General features: G+C 62.6%; 18 protein-coding genes. 7 read left to right on the forward strand and 11 right to left on the reverse strand.

The window, feature by feature from the left end; genetic code table 11:
* The first annotated feature begins 15 nt into the window (after nt 1-15).
* Nucleotides 16-915 (forward strand): LysR family transcriptional regulator, encoded by a 900-nt coding sequence (locus ABDW57_RS14855; protein ID WP_343730955.1) that lies wholly within the window; start codon nt 16-18, stop codon nt 913-915.
* On the opposite strand, the gene dacB is transcribed toward ABDW57_RS14855, so the two are convergent.
* A complete protein-coding gene (gene dacB / locus ABDW57_RS14860; protein WP_343730956.1) occupies nt 875-2,374 on the reverse strand; it encodes a D-alanyl-D-alanine carboxypeptidase/D-alanyl-D-alanine-endopeptidase in 1,500 nt (499 codons plus the stop codon). The two genes, ABDW57_RS14855 and dacB, sit on opposite strands and share 41 nt — an antisense overlap.
* Nucleotides 2,358-3,596 (reverse strand): nucleoside recognition domain-containing protein, encoded by a 1,239-nt coding sequence (locus ABDW57_RS14865; protein ID WP_343730957.1) that lies wholly within the window; start codon nt 3,594-3,596, stop codon nt 2,358-2,360. The genes dacB and ABDW57_RS14865 overlap by 17 nt, the downstream gene beginning before the upstream one ends.
* A gap of 98 nt (nt 3,597-3,694) precedes the next feature.
* Between ABDW57_RS14865 and ABDW57_RS14870 the strand changes: the two genes are divergently transcribed.
* From ABDW57_RS14870 to ABDW57_RS14885, 4 genes are all read left to right on the forward strand, one after another.
* Complete coding sequence (locus tag ABDW57_RS14870) at nt 3,695-5,350, forward strand: ABC transporter substrate-binding protein (RefSeq protein ID WP_343730958.1); 1,656 nt, start codon at nt 3,695-3,697, stop codon at nt 5,348-5,350.
* A gap of 20 nt (nt 5,351-5,370) precedes the next feature.
* On the forward strand, nt 5,371-6,288 hold the full coding sequence (locus ABDW57_RS14875; protein ID WP_343730959.1) for a YihY/virulence factor BrkB family protein: 918 nt from the start codon (nt 5,371-5,373) through the stop codon (nt 6,286-6,288).
* 376 nt (nt 6,289-6,664) lie between these two features.
* On the forward strand, nt 6,665-7,582 hold the full coding sequence (lepB, locus tag ABDW57_RS14880) for a signal peptidase I (RefSeq protein ID WP_343730960.1): 918 nt from the start codon (nt 6,665-6,667) through the stop codon (nt 7,580-7,582).
* A 17-nt stretch (nt 7,583-7,599) separates the two neighbouring features.
* Nucleotides 7,600-8,175 (forward strand): flavin reductase family protein, encoded by a 576-nt coding sequence (locus ABDW57_RS14885; RefSeq protein WP_343730961.1) that lies wholly within the window; start codon nt 7,600-7,602, stop codon nt 8,173-8,175.
* Between the two features lie 33 nt (nt 8,176-8,208).
* On the opposite strand, the gene ABDW57_RS14890 is transcribed toward ABDW57_RS14885, so the two are convergent.
* The 6 genes from ABDW57_RS14890 to ABDW57_RS14915 all read right to left on the reverse strand — a co-directional run bounded on the left by ABDW57_RS14890 (nt 8,209) and on the right by ABDW57_RS14915 (nt 14,773).
* Nucleotides 8,209-9,336, reverse strand: a complete 1,128-nt coding sequence (locus ABDW57_RS14890; protein WP_343730962.1) for an acyl-CoA dehydrogenase family protein — start codon at nt 9,334-9,336, stop codon at nt 8,209-8,211.
* Between the two features lie 17 nt (nt 9,337-9,353).
* Nucleotides 9,354-10,022 (reverse strand): SDR family oxidoreductase, encoded by a 669-nt coding sequence (locus ABDW57_RS14895; RefSeq protein ID WP_343730963.1) that lies wholly within the window; start codon nt 10,020-10,022, stop codon nt 9,354-9,356.
* A complete protein-coding gene (locus tag ABDW57_RS14900; protein WP_343730964.1) occupies nt 10,022-11,221 on the reverse strand; it encodes an acetyl-CoA C-acyltransferase in 1,200 nt (399 codons plus the stop codon). Before ABDW57_RS14900 ends, ABDW57_RS14895 begins: the two co-directional genes overlap by 1 nt.
* A complete protein-coding gene (aceK, locus tag ABDW57_RS14905; protein ID WP_343731072.1) occupies nt 11,214-13,034 on the reverse strand; it encodes a bifunctional isocitrate dehydrogenase kinase/phosphatase in 1,821 nt (606 codons plus the stop codon). Before aceK ends, ABDW57_RS14900 begins: the two co-directional genes overlap by 8 nt.
* 99 nt (nt 13,035-13,133) lie before the next feature.
* Complete coding sequence (locus tag ABDW57_RS14910) at nt 13,134-14,318, reverse strand: isovaleryl-CoA dehydrogenase (protein ID WP_343730965.1); 1,185 nt, start codon at nt 14,316-14,318, stop codon at nt 13,134-13,136.
* A 65-nt stretch (nt 14,319-14,383) separates the two neighbouring features.
* A complete protein-coding gene (locus ABDW57_RS14915; protein ID WP_343730966.1) occupies nt 14,384-14,773 on the reverse strand; it encodes a MerR family DNA-binding transcriptional regulator in 390 nt (129 codons plus the stop codon).
* Between the two features lie 303 nt (nt 14,774-15,076).
* Here ABDW57_RS14915 and ABDW57_RS14920 point away from each other — a divergent pair, with 303 nt between their 5' ends.
* Together ABDW57_RS14920 and ABDW57_RS14925 are read left to right on the forward strand one after the other, a co-directional pair.
* A complete protein-coding gene (locus tag ABDW57_RS14920) occupies nt 15,077-15,484 on the forward strand; it encodes a hypothetical protein (RefSeq protein WP_343730967.1) in 408 nt (135 codons plus the stop codon).
* Nucleotides 15,485-15,714: 230 nt separating this feature from the next.
* On the forward strand, nt 15,715-15,885 hold the full coding sequence (locus tag ABDW57_RS14925) for a hypothetical protein (protein ID WP_343730968.1): 171 nt from the start codon (nt 15,715-15,717) through the stop codon (nt 15,883-15,885).
* On the opposite strand, the gene ABDW57_RS14930 is transcribed toward ABDW57_RS14925, so the two are convergent.
* The 3 genes from ABDW57_RS14930 to ABDW57_RS14940 all read right to left on the reverse strand — a co-directional run bounded on the left by ABDW57_RS14930 (nt 15,882) and on the right by ABDW57_RS14940 (nt 19,207).
* Nucleotides 15,882-16,469, reverse strand: coding sequence for a UbiX family flavin prenyltransferase (locus tag ABDW57_RS14930; protein ID WP_343730969.1), 588 nt, complete (start codon nt 16,467-16,469; stop codon nt 15,882-15,884). The genes ABDW57_RS14925 and ABDW57_RS14930 overlap by 4 nt on opposite strands.
* Nucleotides 16,462-16,779 carry a Grx4 family monothiol glutaredoxin gene (gene grxD, locus ABDW57_RS14935; RefSeq protein ID WP_343730970.1) on the reverse strand — a complete coding sequence of 106 codons (318 nt, stop codon included), beginning with the start codon at nt 16,777-16,779 and terminating at the stop codon, nt 16,462-16,464. Before grxD ends, ABDW57_RS14930 begins: the two co-directional genes overlap by 8 nt.
* Nucleotides 16,780-16,846: 67 nt before the next feature.
* Nucleotides 16,847-19,207 carry a Tex family protein gene (locus tag ABDW57_RS14940; RefSeq protein WP_343730971.1) on the reverse strand — a complete coding sequence of 787 codons (2,361 nt, stop codon included), beginning with the start codon at nt 19,205-19,207 and terminating at the stop codon, nt 16,847-16,849.
* Nucleotides 19,208-19,209: the final 2 nt, after the last annotated feature.

Consider the following 19,209-nt stretch of genomic DNA (forward strand, 5'->3'; position numbering starts at 1 on the left):
TGCAATGGTGAAATCATGGAGATGCTCAAGGAAATGGCAGTGTTTGCCCAGGTGGTCGACAGCGGCGGCTTTTCGGCGGCGGCGCGGATCCTGGGCCTGACTACCTCCGCCGTCAGCCGTCATGTGTCGCGCCTGGAGACGCACATGGGAGGGCGTCTGCTGCACCGGACCACCCGTGCACTGTCGCTGACGGAACTGGGCCAGCACGTCCATGCCGGCTGCGTGCGGATGCTGAGCACCGCGCGCGAGATTCACGCGCTGGCGGGCAGTTATCGCGCCCGTCCCAACGGCGTGCTGGCGGTGACGGCGCCGGTCGCGCTGGGGCAGATCTGGCTGGCGCCGCGGCTGCCGGTCTTTCTGGAGCGGTATCCCGAGGTGCAGGTGCGGCTGATCCTGGTCGACCGCAATGTCGATCTGGTCGAGGAAGGTGTGGACCTGGCGATCCGTATCGCCACCGAGCCGGCGCCGGGACTGGCCGCCCGTCCGCTGGGCAAGGTGCGCTATGTGCTGGTGGCGTCGCCGCAATATCTGGCGGCGCATGGGGCGCCGGCCACGCCGCACGATTTGCCCCGCCATGCCTGCAGCTATCTCGGTTATGCGCGCTTTGGCGAGGAATGGACGTTTCGCCGCGAAGGCGCGGCAAGCACGCTGCGCGTGCCGTCGCGGCTGACGATCAATAACAGCGTGGCGCTGCTGGCGGCGGTGGAGGCGGGCAGCGGCATCGGCCTGCTGCCCAACTTTACCGCGCGCGCGGCGCTGGAACAGGGACGGGTGCGGCAGGTGCTGGCGGACTGGGAGCTGGACGAGCCTTATGCCGGCAACGTGTATGCGGTGTACCCGCCCGGACCGCATCTGCCGTTGAAGGTGCGCGCCTTTATCGATTATCTGGCGGCGGAAGCGGCGCCTGCGCTGTAGCGCCCCCCTGCCGCGCCACCCAGTCGGTCAGGGCGTCCAGCACGGCGCGACCGGCGCCATTGGCGACGTGCTCGTCGTTGAGGATGGCAACCACGATGCAGGGCTGGTTGCTGGCGTCCGGGACGTAGCCAGCGACTGCGATCACGCCTTTCAGACTGCCGGTCTTCAGGCGCGCGCGCTGCGCGGCCGGGCTGTCCTTGAGACGGCGGCGCATGGTGCCGTCGGTGGCGGCGATCGGCAGGCTGGCCAGGAATTCCGGCATCCACAGGCTTTTCAGACCCGCTTGCAGGACGCCTGCCAGTTGCGCCGGTGTGGCGCGCTCGCTGCGCGACAGGCCGGAGCCGTTGTCCACTACCAGTCCATTGCCGTCGATGTTGTGCTGCTGGAGCCAGGCGCGGATCGCGGTTTCGGCGCGCATGGCGGTGCTGGCGCGGCCGGCGTCCGCAGCCAGCGGGCGGCTGCCCAGCGTGGGGTCGGCTTCCAGGCTGCCCAGGCTGAGGAAGATGGTGCGGGCCAGCGTGTTGTCGGATTGTTTGTTGGTGTCGCGCAGGATTTCAGGCAGCGTGCGCGAGACATGTTCGGCCAGCAGGCGGCTGGCAGGTATGGTGGTGCCGCTGTCGCGTACTTCGCCGCTCAGCGTGCCGCCTTGCTGGCGCCATTCCGCCAGCAGCAGGCGGGCCAGGTAGTCCTGGCTATCCAGCACGTTGATGCTGGTGGATTTCACGCAGTCTTTGGGGAAGCTGCCGTGCAGGACGACTTCGATGCGGTCGCCCTTGCGCGTGTAGTCCGGCGAGCGCCAGCCGTTTTCCCATGCGGCGCAGGGGGTGTCGCTCAGCTTCATCTCCGAGCGGATGCTGACCTTGTCCAGCTCCGGCAGCATCACCAGCGACAGCTTGTCGGCGCTGGAGCGCATCTCCACTTTCAGCAGGTTGGTGTTGACCAGCGCCGCATTCGGAATGACGTTGTAGTACGCCCATGGATATTCGTCAAACGGCGGCTGCCCCGCATCCGGGCGCGATGGCTGGAACAGCTGGCGGTCCACCACGATATCGCCCTTGATGCGGCGGATGCCCTGGTTGCGCAGCGCTTGCAGCATGTGCGACAGCGCATCTTCGTTCAAGTCCGCATCGGCGCCGCCGCGCAGAATCAGGTCGCCCTGCAAAACGCCGTTGACCACGTCGGCATTGGTGCGGAACTCGGTGCGGCCACGGAACACGGGGCCCAGCTGCTCCAGCGCCGCCATCGTGGTGAACAGCTTCATGGTGGATGCCGGCTGCATGCTCAGCGTCGGGTTGTGCGACACCAGCACGGTGTCGCCGCGCATGACGATGACGCCGGCCGCCTCCTGCGGAATCTGCGCGGACTGCATCAGCTGCGCCACCGGTTCCGGCAGCGCGGCATGGGCCAGGCCGGCCGCAAGCAGCGCGGCCAGCACCAAAGACTTAATGGAAGAAGACATAGGAAATCGCAATCGCAGCAATCACGCCGGCCAGGTCGGCAATCAGCCCGCAGGAGATCGCGTAACGCGTCTTGCGGATGCCGACCGAGCCAAAGTACAGCGCGACTATGTAGAAGGTGGTATCGGCCGAGCCCTGGAACACGCAGGCCAGGCGGCCGACAAAGGAATCGACGCCGTAGGTTTGCATGGTGTCGATCATCATGGCCTTGGCGGCGCTGCCGCTCAAAGGCTTCATCAATGCGGTCGGCAGCGCGGGGACGAAATCGGTGTTCATGCCGATGGCGCTGAACAGCCAGTTGAAGCCCTGCACCACAAAGCCCAGCAGGCCGGCGTTGCGGATCACGCTGATCGCCACCAGCATGCCGACCAAATATGGAATCACGGTCAGCGAAGTCTGGATGCCGCCCTTGGCGCCCTCGATAAAGGCCTCGTACACATTCACCTTCTTGCGCAGGGCGCCGATGATGAAGCCGCCGATCACCGCCATCAGCACGAAATTGCTGAACACTTTGGAGACGACTTCGATTTCGCCCTTGGTGAGGTAGTTGGTGAAGTACCAGACCACGGCCACAATGAACGCCGTGATGCCGCCCAGCCAGCCCACCACCACGCGGTTGAACAGGTTGATGCGCTGGCGGATGGCGACCGCGATGATGCCGGTCATGGTCGCCACATAGGTCGCCACCATGCAGGGAATGAAGATGTCGGATGGGTCGGCGGCGCCAAGGATAGAGCGCTGCGCCATGATGGCCAGCGGGATCAGCGTCAGGCCGGAAGTGTGCAGCACCAGGAACATGATCTGCGCATCGGTCGGCTCGTCCTTGTTGGGGTTGAGCGTTTGCAGGCTTTCCATCGCCTTCAGGCCGAACGGCGTGGCGGCGTTGTCCAGGCCCAGCAGATTGGCCGAGAAGTTCATCACCATGTGGCCGGTGGCCGGATGGTTGCTTGGCACGCCGGGGAAGATGCGCGAGAAGAACGGCGCGATCAGTTTGGCCAGCAGGTCGATGGCACCGGCTTTTTCCCCGATGTTCATGATGCCCAGCCACAGCGTCATCACCCCGGCCAGCGGCAGGGCGATATCCATCACGCCGGTGCGCGCCGAATCGAAGGTGCCGTCGATGATGCGCTTGAAGATTTCCGTGTCGCCCAGGAAGAGGAATTGCGCCAGCGCGGCCAGAAAGCCGACGAGGAAAAATCCGGACCAGATGTAATTGAGCGACATTTTTCGTGGGGGCAGTAGTGAATCTGCAAAGTATAGCGGGTAAGCAAGCGCAAAAAGTTATAAGCTGCCGCTTTACCGTGCGAGGCCGCATGCAAAGGATGCTGAAAATTTGTGCAGTGGTGGTGGCGCTGGCCACCGTCGCTCCGGCGAACGCCGGCGCCCATGCCGGGCAAAAAGTCCTGCACGCCTTCCTCAGCACCGGCGAAACCGCGCTCGACCCGGCCGTCGCCTCGGACATCGCCACCCTCAGTCTGCTGGAAAACCTGTTCGATCCCCTGCTGCGCTACGACTATCTGGCCCGCCCGGTCAAACTCATCCCCAACACGCTGAGCGCCATGCCGGAACTCAGCGACGATGGCAAAACCTACACCTTCCACCTGCGCGACGACGTCTATTTCACGCCGGACGCCGCCTTCAAGAGCGCAAAACGCCAGGTCACGGCCGACGACTACGTCTACAGCTTCAAACGCCTGCATGAGCCGGCATTGAAATCGCCCTGGCTGTACCTGTTCGACGGCGTGGCCGAGATCCAGGCCGTGGACCGCCTCACCCTGCGCATCCGCCTGAAAGCCCCCGATCCCAATTTCCTGTTTTACCTGGCGATGCCGGCCACCAGCGTGGTGGCGCGCGAGGTGGTGGAAGCTTACGGCGCCCAAGCCGGCAACCACCCGGTCGGCAGCGGCCCGTTCAAGATCGGCACCTGGAAGCGCAGCGACCAGATTGTGCTGCTGGCCAACCGCGATTTCCGCCCAACAGCATTCCAGGGCCAGCGCCTGCCGATCCTGGACCGCATCGACATTAAAATCGTTGAGGAATACCAGTCGCGCGTGCTGGGCTTCCTGAACGGCGAATTCGATTTCCTTGAGCAGCTGCCGGAATCGATGAAGGAAATGGTGCTGACCGACGACGCCAGGCTCAGGCCGGAACTGGCCCGCAAAGGCATTGTCCTCGCGCCCTTCCCGGTACTGCAAACGTATTACATGTGGATGAACATGGACGACCCGCTGATCGGTGGCTACAGCAAGGAGAAAGTCGCCTTGCGCCGCGCCATCGCGCTCGGCTACAACCGCGCCGAGGACGTGGCGGTCATGAAGAAAGGCCTGGCCCTGCCCGCCGTCACGCCGCTGCCGCCGAATGTGCTGGGCAACGACCCGCGGTACCGCAGCCCAGTCGCTTACGATCCGGCGCTGGCCAACGCCCTGCTGGAGCGCTACGGCTACCGCAAGGGCAAGGACGGCTTCCGCAGCCAGCCGGACGGCAAGCCGCTGACGCTGGTGATGCACAGCGAAGCCTCCACCGTCGGCCGCCTGCGCGACGAGCTGTGGCGCAAGAGCCTGAACGCCATCGGCCTCAAGGTCGTCTTCAAGAGCGACAAGAAAACCGAGATCATCAAAGCCTCGCGCCTCGGCGCGGTGATGATGTTTGAAACCAACTGGGTGGCCGACTTCCCCGATGGCGATAACTTTTACCAATTGCTGTACGGCCCCAATGCCGGCCGCGCCAATTACGCCCGTTTCAACCTGCCGGCATACAATCAGCGCTATGAACAAGCCCGCTTGATGGGAGAGTCGCCGCAGCGCACGGCCCTGTATGATGAGCTGGCGAACATCATCCACGCCTACACGCCGTGGGTGCTGCTGACGCATCCCATATCCGCCGACTTGCAGCAGCCGTGGTTGAAAAATTACCGTCGTCACCCGGTGGAGTTCACCAACTGGCGCTATCTGGACGTAGACGCACATACCGCACACTGAGCTGTGCCTAGAATGACAGCATGAACCTATTCAACCGCAGGGCGCTGGCCTATGTGGCCGGCCATCCCATGGATTTCACGGTGCAATGCCTGAAAGGTTTCCGCGCCAATCAAGGCCTGCTGCTGGCGGGCGCGGTGGCGTATTACTCGCTGCTGTCGATCCTGCCGCTGTTGATGCTGGTGGTGGTGGCCCTGTCGCATGTGATCGATCAGGATGAATTGCTGCTGACCGTCGGTCGATACCTGAACTGGCTGGTGCCGGGGCAGTCCAAGCCCATTGTCACGGAAGTGGCGCATTTTCTGGAGCATCGCGACCTGGTGGGCGGGGTACTGGTGGTGACCATGCTGTTCTTCAGTTCGCTGGCTTTTACGGTGCTGGAGAACGCCATGTGCGTGATTTTCAAGCACCGGGTGGCGATACGGCGGCGCCATTTCATGGTCTCGGCCATCATGCCCTATTGCTACATCCTGTCGCTGGGCGCGGGCATGCTGGTAGTCACGCTGGTGGCGGGCAGCCTGCAGGTGCTGGGCCAGGAGAGCGTGCGGCTGTTTGGCTATAGCTGGTCGTTGAACGGCGTCTCGGGCGTGCTGTTGTACTTGCTCGGGTTGGGCGGCGAGGTGCTGGTGCTGACCTCGATTTACCTGGTGATGCCGGTCGGACGGCTGTCGCTGTCGCACGCGCTGATCGGCGGCGTGACGGCGGCGCTGCTGTGGGAGGTGGCGCGGCGGATACTGGTGTGGTACTTCACTACCTTGTCGCAGGTGAACGTGGTGTATGGTTCGATGACGACCGCGATTGTGGTCATGTTCAGCCTGGAGATCGGCGCCACCCTGCTGCTGTTTGGCGCGCAGGTGATTTCCGAGTTCGAGCGCGTGGGGCGCGAACGACCCAACCGCGCGCCGCAGCCCATGACCACGCAAACCACACAAATAAAATAATTTGTGCATCGCACAAAAAGTGTGGTACACTCCGTTTGTGGTTGAGGTTTGCATGCAAACAGTCCCACGTCCGGCCGACGCGCCGCGCCCAGAGTTGTGTAAGTTCGATGGCGCAGGTGACGCAGAAGCCGGGGTTGTAATTCCGAATACGTTGGTCGATTTACACGCCAGGGGCACCACGCAGATAGCATGGGCGCCTGGGACGCCGCCTCACCTGGCAGATAGCCAGGGAGCCCGGTACGATTAAAGAATAGGTAATACATTGGAACGAAGCCCGCAGCGATGCGGGCTTTTTTTTCGTCCAGAAAATGCCGATGCTTGACCTTGCCGTCATTGTTTGTCAGGCTGGCATCTTTCTTTCTCGTGTGGAGCTTATTTGAAACCTAAAAAGTGGATTGCATTAATCCTCGGCTTTTTTGCTGCGCCATTAGGATTTCTATACGTCGGTGCGCCGCGCTGGAGCGCGATCAGCTTTGCCGTGGGACTGACTGTTGGCCTAGCCGGTTTTTTACTGCCGGGGCCGCAACTGGAACTGTTACTTGGCGTGGTCTCGCTCGTGTTGGCCGTGTTCTGGGCCTGGCGCGCATACCGCCTGGCAGCAGAGCGGACCGGAGGCGAGGTGCGGCACTGGTACTCCCGTTGGTACGGACTGTTGGCGGTGGTGGCTGCCGCGGTCATCGTGGTATCGGCGTTGCGAATTTTCCTGTACGAGCCATTTCGTGCGCCATCCACCTCCATGCAGCCGACCGTGATGCGGGGAGCGACCTTGTTGGTTCAGAAGTGGGGCTACGGCCATTTCAGCACGATGGGCGTACGGCTGGGCAGCGCGGCGATATCAGCGCCTATCCAGCGCGGCGACATCATGGCTTTCGATTATCCGCGTGACCCGCGCACGACCTATCTCAAGCGCGTTGTCGGCCTGCCGGGCGATAAAATCGTTTATCGCGACAAGCGTCTGTTCGTGAATGGCGTGGATGTGCGGGGCAACCAGCAGGCAGACTATCTGGATGCGGACCGGTTAATTTACTTCAAGCGTTATCGGGAAAAGCTGGATCAGACAGAACACGATATTCTGATCAACAGCGACGCAACCCCCTGGCATGGCAGCAGTGCCTATGAGTTGCCGGAGCAATGTACGACCGATGACGAGACGATACGTTGCACCGTGCCAGCCGCCAGCTATTTCGTCATGGGCGATAACCGGGACAATAGTCTGGATAGCCGTTTCTGGGGTTTTGTGAGTGCGAAAGCGATGATCGGCAAGGTTGTGTATATCGTGCCGCCGCGCGGTTAAAGGTTAAGGAGTCTGGATTGGATCAGCATATCAAGCCGGTGGAACTGGCGAAGGCTTATCGTTTGTTGAATCATGGGCCGACGGTGCTGGTGTCGGCTTCGCATGGTGGTGTGGATAACGTGATGTCGGCGGCGTGGTCGTGCGCGCTGGATTTTGCGCCGCCCAAGGTAACGCTGGTGCTGGACAAGGCCACGGCCACGCGTCCGCTGGTGGAGAAGAGCGGCTATTTCGCGTTGCAGGTGCCAAATGTGGGGCAGCTGCAGCTGACCTACGAGGTAGGCCACGTCAGCGCCAACGATACGCCGGATAAGCTGGCAAAAGCCGGCGTGGAACTGTTCCGCGTGGATGGTCATGATGTGCCGCTGGTGGCCGGATCGTCGGCATGGCTGATCTGCAAAGTGCTGCCGGAGCCGCGCAATGAGCAGGTGTATGACCTGTTCATCGGCGAAGTGGTGGCCGCATATGCCGATGACCGCATATTCAGCAACGGCCACTGGCATTTTGAGACCGCCGACTCCTCGCTGCGCAGCCTGCATTACATCGCCGGCGGGACCTTCTACGCCATCGGCGCAGCGCTGGCGGCAGACACCTGAGCAACTTCATTCCGGCTTTCGCCGGTACGACGGTCAGAGGGCGCGGGCGATCAGGATTTTCTGGATGTCGCTGGTGCCTTCGTAGATCTGGCAGACGCGCGCGTCGCGGTAGATGCGTTCTACCGGGAAGTCGCTGACGTAGCCGTAGCCGCCATGGATTTGAATCGCGTCCGAGCACACCTTCTCCGCCATCTCGGAGGCGAACAGCTTGGCCATCGCGGCTTCTTTCAGGCAGGGCAGGCCGGCGTCTTTCATGGCCGCCGCGTGCAGGATCAGCTGGCGCGCGGCTTCAATCTGCATCGCCATCTCGGCCAGTTTGAACTGCACCGACTGATGTTCGAAAATCGGCTTGCCAAAGCTCTCGCGTTCGCGCGCGTAGCTCAGCGCCGCTTCATACGCGGAGCGCGCCATGCCGACCGATTGCGAGGCGATACCAATACGCCCACCCTCCAGCCCGGACAGCGCGATCTTGTAACCCTGGCCTTCCTCACCAATCAAATTCGCAGCCGGCACGCGGCAGTTTTCAAACAGGATTTGCGCAGTGTCCGATGAATGCTGGCCCATCTTGTGTTCGATGCCGGCCACGATGTAGCCCGGCGTACTGGTCGGCACCCAGAACGCGCTGATGCCTTTCTTGCCGGCCGCCTTGTCGGTCACCGCCATCACGATCGCCACATCGGCATGCTTGCCGCTGGTGATGAATTGCTTCACGCCGTTCAGCACATAGTGGTCGCCATCGCGCGTGGCGGTGGTGCGCAGGGCGGCGGCATCGCTGCCGGTGTGCGGTTCGGTGAGGCAGAAGGCGCCCAGCATGTCGCCCTGCGCCAGTGGCCGCAGCCATTGTTCCTTCTGCTGCGCGTTCGCATACATCATGCCGATGCTGCATACCGGGCAGTTGTTGACCGAGATGATGGTGGACGTGCCGCCATCACCGGCCGCGATTTCTTCCAGTACCAAAGCCAGGGACACGTAATCCATGCCCGCCCCGCCCAGTTCCTCGGGCACGGCGACGCCGAAGGCGCCCAGTGCGGCCAGCTCCTTCAGTTCCTCTTTCGGAAAGTGGTGCTCCTTGTCCCAGCGCGCCGCGTTGGGGGCCAGACGTTCCTGTGCAAAAGCGCGCAGGGCGTCGCGGATCATTTCGTGTTCCTGACTCAGTATCATGTTGTCTCTTCTATTCTTTACCAGCCGATGGTTGTGCCATCGTAGTTGCGATAAGTCGCCTGGGCGGACGCGGGTAGCGTCGCCAGCGTGTTGCGGATGCCTGCCGCGCTCTCTTCTACCGAGAGATCCGCGCCGCTGCCACCCATGTCGGTGCGCACCCAGCCTGGATGGAAGGCCACGCAGGTCGCGCCCTGTTTGCCATGTATCAGCGCCGTGTCGATCAATACCGAATTCAAGGCAGCCTTGCTGGCGCGGTACAGCGATCCCACCGGCGAATTGCGCTCGCTCAGTGACCCCATGCGCGAAGACAGCACCGCCAGCTTGCCCTTGGCCGCACATACCATCGGCGCGATGACCGGCAGCAGGCGCATCGCCGCCAGCACGTTGGTGTGCATGACCGCGTTGAAGTCGGTCTCCATCGGGAAGCCGTCGTGGCGCGGGCCATACACGCCCGCGTTGAGGATGGCGACGTCCAGCTCTTCGCCATCCAGTTTCCAGCCGATGCCGGCCACCGCTTCAACGTTGTTCACATCCAGCTTGTGCGGCTCGGCGCCCAGCGCCGCCAGTGCGTCGCAGTCTTCCTGCTTGCGCGCGGTGGCGATCACGCGCCAGCCGTCGGCCCGGTACTGTTTCACCAGTTCCAGGCCGATGCCGCGCGAGGCGCCGATGACCATTGCCGTCGCCATTACACCAGCTCCACGGCCACCGCGGTCGCTTCGCCGCCGCCGATGCACAGCGCAGCCACGCCCTTCTTGCCGCCGCTGCGTTTCAGTGCGCCCAGCAGGGTGACGATGATGCGCGCGCCGGAGGCGCCGATCGGATGGCCCAGCGCGCAGGCGCCGCCATGGATGTTGACCTTCTCGTGCGGGATGTCGAGGTCGCGCATGGCCGCCATCGGCACGGCGGCGAACGCTTCGTTAATCTCGAACAGGTCGACGTCCTTGGTGCCCCAGCCGACTTTCTTGTACAGCTTTTCGATGGCGCCAATCGGTGCGGTGGTGAACCAGTTCGGTTCCTGCGCAAAAGTGGCGTGGCCGAGCAGGCGGGCGATCGGCGTCAGGCCCAGTTCCCTGGCTTTCGATTCGCGCATCATCACCAGCGCGGCGGCACCGTCATTGATGGAGGACGACGAGGCGGCGGTGATGGTGCCGTCTTTCTTGAAGGCCGCGCGCAGCGTCGGGATCTTTTCCACTTTGGCTTTCAGCGGGCCTTCATCTTTATCGATGACGATGTCGCCGGCGCGCGAGGTCACGGTGACGGGCGCGATCTCCCACTTGAAATAGCCTTCGTTGGTTGCCACTTGCGCGCGCTTCACCGATTCGATGGCAAAGTTGTCCTGCGCCTCGCGGGTGAATTCGTATTTGGCCGAGCACTCCTCGGCAAAGGTGCCCATGGAGCGGCCTTCGCCGGTTTTCTCATTGCGCGAGTAGGCGTCTTCCAGGCCGTCGTACATCATGTGGTCGAACATCATGCCGTGGCCGATGCGGTAGCCGCCGCGTGCCTTGGGAATCAGGTAGGGGGCGTTGGTCATGGATTCCATGCCGCCGGCGATCACCACGTCGGCGCTGCCGGCCACCAGCTGGTCGTGCGCGAAGATGGTGGCCTGCATGGCCGAGCCGCACATTTTGGACAGGGTGACTGCGCCGGTGGACGTGGGCAGGCCGGCCTTCAGCAGGGCCTGGCGCGCGGGCGCCTGGCCCTGGCCCGCCATCAGGCAGTTGCCGAAGTAGACGTGTTCCACCAGCTTGCCGTCGATGCCGGAACGCTCGACCGCGGCCTGGATCGCCACGGCGCCCAGGTCGTGCGCGGACTTGGCGGAGAAGTCGCCCTGGAAGGCGCCCATGGGCGTGCGTGCGGCGCCGACGATTACGATAGGATCATTCATTTTCTAAGGTCTCCATAAAAGGCGGTGGTGTCACCGCGGGGATGTTCGAGTCATGCTTGTGCGAGAAGCGGATGTGCTGCGGGTAGGGGTAAACGTCTTCCAGTACCCCATCCATAATGCGTTGTTTGCGCGACTGCCAATACTCGGGCGTCAGCAGGTCGGCGTGATGCTTGAGGAAGTACTTGCGGATCTTCTGGTTCCCCAGCAGGAAGCTGCCAAACTGCTCGGGGAAGACATCGTGCCTGCCGATCGGATACCACGGCTCCGATGCCATTTCCTCTTCCTCGTTGCGCGGCTCGGGGATGGCGCGGAAGTGGCAATCGGTGATGTATTCGATTTCGTCGTAGTCGTAGAACACCACGCGCTGGTGGCGCGTGACGCCGAAGTTCTTGTACAGCATATCGCCGGGGAAGATGTTGGCGGCCACCAGTTCCTTGATGGCGTTGCCGTATTCAAGCACGCCATGTTCCAGCTGCGCGTCGTCGTGTTCTTTTTCGGTCAGCCACAGATTGAGCGGCACCATGCGGCGCTCGATGTACAGGTGCCTGATGACGATCTGGTCGCCGTCCTCCTCCAGCATCGATGGCGCATGCTGCTTCAGCTCCGCCAGCAGTTCTTCCTTGAAGCGGCTGCGCGGGAAGGCGACGTTGGAATACTCCAGCGTGTCGGCCATGCGGCCCACGCGGTCGTGGTGCTTGACCAGCAAGTACTTCTCCTTGATCAGCGCGCGCGTGGTGTCCTTCGGCGCCGGATAGAAGTCCTTGATCACCTTGAATACGTACGGGAAGGACGGCAGCGCGAACACCAGCATCACCAGGCCGCGGATGCCGGGCGCGATGTCGAACAGGTCGGACGAGTGCTTGAGGTGCTGCAGGTAGTCGCGGTAGAACAGCGTCTTGCCCTGCTTTTGCAGGCCGAGGATGGTGTAGATCTCGCTGCGCGGCTTGCGCGGCATGAGCGTGCGCAGAAACTGCACGTAGGCCGACGGCACTTCCATGTCGACCAAAAAGTAGGCGCGGGTGAACGAGAACAGCACGGCAATCTGCTCCGGGTCGCACAGCACGGTGTCGAGTACCAGTTCGCCATGGCGGTTGTGCAGGATCGGCACCACGAAAGGATAGACGCGGTTGCCGTTGATGCTTTTGCCGACGATGTAAGCGCCCTTATTGCGGAAGAACAGGCTTGATAGCACCTGGAACTGGTGATTCGGTTCGATGCGGGCGTCGCCATACAGCTGTTTCAGGCGCGCTTCCACTTGTTCGACGTCGCGCGTCAGGTTGGCGAACCTGGCTTCCAGCTGGAAGTTGGTGATGATGCGCTTGAGCGTGAAATGCATGCCGTCCGCCGCCGGGTAGTAGACGCGGTAGGTCGGGCGCAGTTCGGCGGTTTCGATGTACTCGGTGGAGACCACCGGACGTACGAAGATGAATTCGTTGTGGAAGTAGCTGCGGTGCAGGATGTTGCAGCAGACGGAGTTGAAGAAGGTTTCGGCCAGCTCCGGTTGCTTGTGGTCGGATAGCATGCCGATGTAGTGCAGCTTGAGTTCGCGCCACACTTCGTCGGTCAGTTCGGATGGTTCGTATTCGTCTTCCAGCAGCTGCACGCATTCCAGCACGCGCTGGTCGTAGAAGTCGATGCGCGCGCGGGCGGCTTGCTGCGCTTCGGCCCAGGCGCCGCGCTCGAAGTGCTGCTTGGCCTGCTGGCTGGTCGCGCGGAACAGCCGGTAGTGCTTGTCGAAACCGTCGCGGATGGTGCGCGCGATGTCGAACGCGATTTGCGAACGCAGCAGTTTGGGGAAAGCGGCCTGGGTCATGATGGTCATCATCGTCGTACCGGCGGAAGCCGGTACCCATGCTGAGCTGGCTACGCCGGCGCTCTATGGGCACCGGCCTGCGCCGGTGCGACATTCATTTTACTTGGTCTCGGCAAACAGCTCGCGGCCGATCAGCATGCGGCGGATTTCGCTGGTGCCGGCGCCGATTTCGTACAGCTTGGCGTCGCGCCACAGGCGACCGACCGGGTACTCGTTGATGTAGCCGTTGCCGCCCAGGGTCTGGATCGCCTCGCCGGCCATCCAGGTGGCTTTCTCGGCGCTGTACAGAATGGCGCCGGCCGCGTCCTTGCGCAGGTTGCGCACCTGCTCCGGCGTGGTGGCGCGGTCGCAGGCCTGGCCGACGGCGTAGACGTAGGCCTTGCAGGCCATCATGGTCGAGTACATGTCAGCCAGCTTGCCCTGCATCAGCTGGAACTCGCCGATCGGCTGGCCGAACTGCTTGCGGTCGTGGATGTACGGCACCACCACGTCCATGCACGCCTGCATGATGCCCAGCGGGCCGCCGGACAGCACGGTGCGCTCGAAGTCCAGGCCCGACATCAGCACGTTGACGCCCTTGCCCAGGCCGCCCAGCACGTTCTCGGCCGGCACCTCGCAATCTTCAAACACCAGCTCGCCGGTGTGCGAGCCGCGCATGCCCAGCTTGTCCAGCTTTTGCGCGATCGAGAAGCCCTTGTAGCCTTTTTCGATCAGGAAGGCGGTCATGCCTTTTGGACCGGCCTCCAGGTCGCTCTTGGCGTACACCACCAGCACATCGGCGTCGGGGCCGTTGGTGATCCACATCTTGGTGCCGTTCAGCACCCAGCGGTCGCCCTTGAAGTCGGCGCGCAGCTTCATGCTGACCACGTCGGAACCGGCGTTCGGCTCGGACATGGCCAGGGCGCCGACGTGTTCGCCGGAAATCAGCTTGGGCAGGTATTTTTGCTTTTGTTCTTCGGTGCCGTTGCGTTTGATCTGGTTGACGCACAGATTGGAGTGGGCGCCGTACGACAGGCCGACCGAGGCCGAGGCGCGCGAGATTTCTTCCATCGCCACAATGTGGGCCAGGTAGCCCATGTTGGCGCCGCCGTATTCTTCCGGCACGGTGATGCCCAGCACGCCCAGTTCGCCCATCTTGCGCCACAGGTCCATCGGGAACTGGTCGCTGCGGTCAATGTCGGCCGCGCGCGGGGCGATCTCGGCGGCGGCGAACTGCTGCACGGCCTCGCGCAGCGCGGCGATGTCCTCGCCATGGTCAAAGGTCAGGCCTGGGAGATGGAGCATGTCTTCCTCTATTCGTTATGGGTTTGAAGCGGCCATGATACGCCGATGTGACGTTAACGTAAACGTCAAGCAGCGTGCTGGGCGGCCAGCAGGCGCTTGCACTCGTCTTCGTGGGCCTGGATCTCGGCCAGTGACATTTCGATGTCTTCGCGCTGCTGCTCCAGCGTCTCGCGGTGCTGGGCCAGCACGGTCAGGAAGCGGTGCATCTGCGCCACCGAATCCTTGGGCGTTTCGTACATGTCGACCAGGCTCTTGATTTCGGCCAGCGACAGGCCGAGGCGCTTGCCGCGCAGCGTCAGCTTGAGGCGGGTGCGGTCGCGGCCGGTGTAGACACGGTTGCGGCCGCCGGCGCCTTCGCGCGACGGGCTCAGCAGGCCCTGATCTTCGTAAAAGCGGATGGCGCGGGCCGTGATGTCGAATTCGCGGGCCAGTTCGGTAATGGTGTAAGTGGACATGGTTTTGATGGATTTCCGTTTACGTCAACGTCAAGCCATTGTAGCGCGAAACCCACCGCCAAACGTAGAGTTGGTGGCACAAGGTGACTGGCGGGCATGCGCAATGGTATCGTGCGACGTGAAAGGCGGCGCGGCAGCATGATAATCAACCAGGCATCGGGGCCGAATAAAATTCACCCTGCAATTTCGCTGACGTTTGCCCCGGCAGAGGATAGAATGTTAATTAAAAAATCCCATGACGTCACAATCCCGGCCCGCTTCGCAGAGACTGACTTTCATGGCGCAACGTGAAATAGTTCAATTATGAATTCCTCTAATGAACGCGAAAGCTTTAGCCAACGCCTGCAACAGGCTCTCAAGAACGCTCACTACTCGCCCGACAGTCCGACCCGGTTGGCGCGCGAATTCAATATCCGTTTCGACGGCCGGCCGATTACCGTCCACGCAGCCCGGAAATGGCTGGTAGGCGAGGCGATTCCGACTCAGGAGAAGCTGCGCATGATCGCCCAATGGCTGGGCGTGCCGGCCGAATGGCTGCGTTTTGGCGGCCCGGAAGAAGGGGCGCCGAACAGCGACAGCGCCAATGGTTTGTCGCGCTTTGAGTCGGCGGACGTCAAGCTGATTGCCGATTTGCAGCGGCTGGACGAACATCACCGCCAGATCGCGCGCGAATTTATCCGCATGCTGGTGCGAGTGAACTACCAAAAGTAGTTATTTTTACGTAGTACTACGCAGAAATATGGACTGCGGCGCCCCATGCTGGCGCCGTATATTCATGAAACCAGGTTCAGGATCGGCCGGTTTTTGTTTGGAGCGGGGCGCGCGCAAGGCAGCGCCCTTTTTATTTTCGCCACCTTTGCGAAATGTCATGGTTCCGCCACGGATTTCAGGCACAATAGGACAGAACCTATTTTTCGGGGAGTCACGCTTTGAGCCGTTTGATGAAAAGCAACTACAGCAATGCCGCCCAGCTGAAAGATTTGATGACCGCCCCGCCCATGAGCGCCGCCCAGCATGCTGAAGTGATGCGCAAGCGCATTGCCCAGCGCCGCATGGTGGAAGAAGCCCGTGAACTGAAGCGCGCCGCCAGCTCTTACTACGACAAGCGTTAATTGGCCGGTTTCAGCCCCGCCCAGCGCGGCGCCAGGGCGTGTTCGATGCCAAACAGGTCGAGCACGCGGGCGACCGTGTGGTCCACCATCTCTTCGATGGTTCGGGGCTTGTGATAAAAGCTGGGCAGCGGCGGGAAGATGATCCCGCCCATTTCCGTGACCGCCGTCATATTGCGCAGGTGCGCCAGGTTGAACGGCGTTTCGCGCACCATCAGCACCAGCCGGCGGCGCTCCTTGAGCACCACGTCGGCCGCGCGGGCGATCAGGTTGTCGGACAGGCCATGCGCCACCGACGCCAGGGTTTTCATCGAGCAGGGAGCGATAATCATGCCCTCGCTCTGGAACGAGCCGCTGGCAATCGTGGCGCCGACATCGCGCACCTTGTGCACCACGTGGGCCAGTGCTTCCACCTCGCGCCGCTGCAGGCCGGTTTCCTGGTGCAGGGTGAGGACCGCGGCTTCGGAGAGCAGCAGATGGGTCTCGACGGCCGCGCTGTGTTGCAAATGCTGCAGCAGACGCACGCCATACACCGCGCCGGTGGCGCCGGTGATGGCGATGACGATCCGCCGCGGCGTATTAGCCATGGTTGTCCAGCAGGGCCTTCAGTTCGCCGGATTCAAACATTTCGCCCATGATGTCCGAGCCGCCGACGAATTCGCCGCGCACGTACAGCTGAGGGATGGTTGGCCAGTTCGAGTAGTCCTTGATGCCCTGGCGCACTTCCGGATCTTCCAGCACGTTGACGGTGGCAATGTTTTCAACGCCGCACGCTTTCAGGATCTGGATAGCACGGCCGGAAAAGCCGCATTGCGGGAACTGGGCGGTGCCCTTCATGAACAGCACCACCGGGGTGTTGGTCACGGTTTCTTTGATCCAGGTTTGTACGTCGCTCATAGCTGCCTCTAGGGTAAAAAGATGTGGAATACCGGCATTTTATAAGAAAATGCCGGTGCCCGTTATTTTACCCCCGCAGCTTGGCGAAGGCTGCGGCCATGCTGCCGGCCATCGCCGGTTCGCGGTTTTGCTGCCGCTGCTGGTCCTTCTGGTGCTGGCCCATGGCGCGGCGGTCATTGCGGTCGCCGCGCTGCTGCGGCTGTGAACCGGCTTGCGGCGCGCTGTCGGTCAGGCGCATGGTCAGGGCGATGCGCTTGCGCTTTTCGTCCACTTCCAGCACCTTGACCTTGACCACCTGGCCGGCCTTGACCACCGTGTGCGGGTCCTTGACGAAGGTGTTGGACAGGGCCGAGATGTGCACCAGGCCATCCTGGTGCACGCCGATGTCGACAAACGCGCCAAAGGCGGCGACGTTGGTCACCACGCCTTCCAGGATCATGTCCGGACGCAAGTCTTTGATTTCCTCCACGCCCTCCTTGAAGGTGGCGGTGGTGAATTCCGGCCGCGGGTCGCGGCCCGGCTTTTCCAGTTCCTTCAGGATGTCGGTGATGGTTGGCACGCCGAACTTGTCGTCGGCGTACTTCGCCGGCTGCAGGCGCTTGATCAGGCCGCTGTCGCCAATCACGGACTTGATGTCCTTCTGGATGTCGGCCAGGATTTTTTCCACCACCGGGTAGGATTCCGGGTGCACCGCCGAGGCGTCCAGCGGGTTCTCGCCATGCATCACGCGCAGGAAGCCGGCGGCCTGTTCAAACGTCTTGTCGCCCAGGCGCGGCACGGATTTCAGCGCCGCGCGCGAGGTGAAAGCGCCTTTCAGGTCGCGGTAGGACACAATCGCCTGCGCCACCGAGCTCGACAAGCCGGACACGCGCGCCAGCAGCGGCGCCGAGGCGGTATTCACGTCCACCCCAACCGCGTTGACGCAATCCTCGACCACGGCGTCCAGCGTGCGCGCCAGCTGGGTCTGCGACACATCGTGCTGGTACTGGCCGACGCCGATCGATTTCGGATCGATCTTCACCAGCTCGGCCAGCGGGTCCTGCAGCCGGCGCGCGATCGACACGGCGCCGCGCAGCGACACGTCCATGTCCGGCAGCTCTTTCGAGGCGTACTCGGAGGCCGAGTACACCGACGCGCCGGCCTCGGACACCACGATCTTGTTCATCTTCTGTTCGGGGAAGCGCTTGAGCAGGTCTTGCGCCAGCTTGTCGGTCTCGCGCGAAGCAGTGCCGTTGCCAATCGAAATCAGCGACACATTGTGCTTCATGGCCAGCTTGCCCAGGGTGTGCAGCGAGCCTTCCCAGTCGTTCTTCGGCTGGTGCGGATAAATCACGGCGGTATCCACCACCTTGCCGGTGGCATCCACCACCGCCACTTTCACGCCGGTGCGCAGGCCCGGGTCCAGGCCCATGGTGGCGCGCTGGCCGGCCGGGGCCGCCAGCAGCAAGGCTTTCAAGTTGGTAGCGAACACGTTGATGGCTTCCAGCTCGGCTTTCTCGCGCAGCGCGCCCATCAGCTCGGTGTCCAGGTGCATGAAGCTCTTCACGCGCCAGGTCCAGCGCGCCGTGTCGGACAGCCACTTGTCGGCCGGGCGGCCGGCGTTCTTGATGCCGAAACGGGCGGCGATGCGGCTCTCGCACGGGTTGTGCGGCGCGTCCCACTTGGGTTTTTCCGGCTCACTATCAAGACGCAAGGCCACGTCCAGGATGCCTTCGCGGCGGCCCCGCATCAGCGCCAGCGCGCGGTGCGACGGCACGCTGGCCAGCGGCTCCGAATAATCGAAATAGTCGGCAAATTTTTCGCCTTCTTCTTGCTTACCTTCAATAACTTTCGATTCAACAATGCCATGCTCTTGCACATATTCGCGCAACGATTGCAGCAGGGTGGCATCTTCGGCAAAGCGTTCCATCAGGATCTGGCGCGCGCCGTCCAGCGCGGCCTTGGCGTCGGCCACGCCCGGGTTGTTGCCGTCGGCGGTGGTGAACGCGACGCGCAGGTAGTTGGCGGCCTCGGTTTCCGGGTGCAGTTCCGGGTTGGCCAGCAGGGCGTCGGCCAGCGGCGCCAGGCCGGCTTCGATGGCGATCTGGGCCTTGGTGCGGCGTTTTTGCTTATACGGAAGATATAAGTCTTCCAGGCGGGTCTTGTCTTCTGCGTGCATGACAGCATCTAACAACTCTGGTGTCATCTTGTTTTGCTCGGTAATCGATGCCACGATACTGGCGCGGCGATCTTCCAGCTCGCGCAGGTAGCGCAGGCGCTCTTCAAGCAGACGCAGTTGGGTGTCATCCAGGCCCCCGGTCGCCTCTTTACGATAGCGGGCGATGAAGGGAACGGTGGCGCCTTCGTCCAACAGGGCGATGGCGGCGGCAACCTGGGCCGGCTTGGCGGACAGTTCCAGGGCAAGACGTTGTTCAATGGAAGGCAACATGG

The sequence above is a fragment of the Duganella sp. genome (genome assembly GCF_039595735.1).
Taxonomy (GTDB): Bacteria; Pseudomonadota; Gammaproteobacteria; order Burkholderiales; family Burkholderiaceae_D; genus Rugamonas.